The organism is Acetobacter lambici (assembly GCF_011516885.1).
GTDB classification, from domain to species: domain Bacteria; phylum Pseudomonadota; class Alphaproteobacteria; order Acetobacterales; family Acetobacteraceae; genus Acetobacter; species Acetobacter lambici.
The window spans coordinates 1-822 of sequence record NZ_WOTD01000155.1; the positions used below are offsets into that span (position 1 = coordinate 1).

Genomic DNA, 822 nt, shown 5'->3' on the forward strand with positions numbered 1-822 from the left:
TATAACCATGACAGACCCAACATGGGGAACAGCGGGCTAACCCCCGCCCAGAAACTAAAAACAGCTGCCTGAATTCTCATTCAACGCCCGACTAAAAATGGGGGGATTACCCGAAGGCTCAATTCGTCCGACGCAGGGCCGCACGCTGGCAGTCATGCAGGTCTCAGGAGGATCGCAAAGCTTCAATTCCGTCAATGCCCTACGGGTTCTGGACCGATGGATGCGGATGTTTACCATCCCCAATCAGTCCAGCGTGCCAATGGCCTATACACAGTTCGGTGACGATGACCGCATGAAGCTGTCCCCCCTCTATGACCGCATGGTGGATGTCATGGAGGAACTGATGAAGTTCACATGGCTTCTGCGCGACCGGGCCGGCTACCTCGTGGACCGCTATAGCGAACGGAAGACGGAATTCCGTCTCCCGGAAAGCCTGTGAGCCGGGCAATGGCGGAACTGTTCGATGTTGTGATCGTGGAAAGCGATCAGGCTGAAGGCTGTTGAAAAACATGATAAAGCTGCCATTACTTTCCTCCTTACGGAGCGGTCCTTCAAATAATCAGAGCCGTATTATTGCGGTCCATGCGTAGAGGATGGATAGAGTTTGCGGGCAACCCGTTCCATGGTTAGTCCCTGCACAATGATCGTAAACACCACCACGCCGTAACAGACAGGCAACAGCAGATCGCGTAAGTCTCCCGGCGGTAATCCAAGTGCTACGGCGTGTCGTCAGTTAAGCAGGATAATGATTGAAGCGAACTGCACGGCTGCGAGGAAGGTGGATTTCAGCTTGTCGTAACGGGTTGCGATAGCGCGAAACTG

3 pseudogenes are annotated in these 822 nt (G+C 53.9%); 1 reads left to right on the forward strand and 2 read right to left on the reverse strand.

Annotation, left to right across the window (positions count from 1 at the left end):
* Positions 1–106 precede the first annotated feature (106 nt).
* A pseudogene (locus GOB86_RS15620) lies at positions 107–439 on the forward strand (arsenical resistance protein ArsH); the annotation flags it as partial.
* Positions 440–570: 131 nt separating this feature from the next.
* Here GOB86_RS15620 and GOB86_RS16275 read toward each other — a convergent pair.
* Both GOB86_RS16275 and GOB86_RS15630 read right to left on the reverse strand, forming a co-directional pair.
* Positions 571–723 (reverse strand): annotated as a pseudogene (locus tag GOB86_RS16275) (cation:proton antiporter); the annotation flags it as partial.
* Positions 724–729: 6 nt separating this feature from the next.
* A pseudogene (locus GOB86_RS15630) lies at positions 730–822 on the reverse strand (IS5/IS1182 family transposase); the annotation flags it as partial.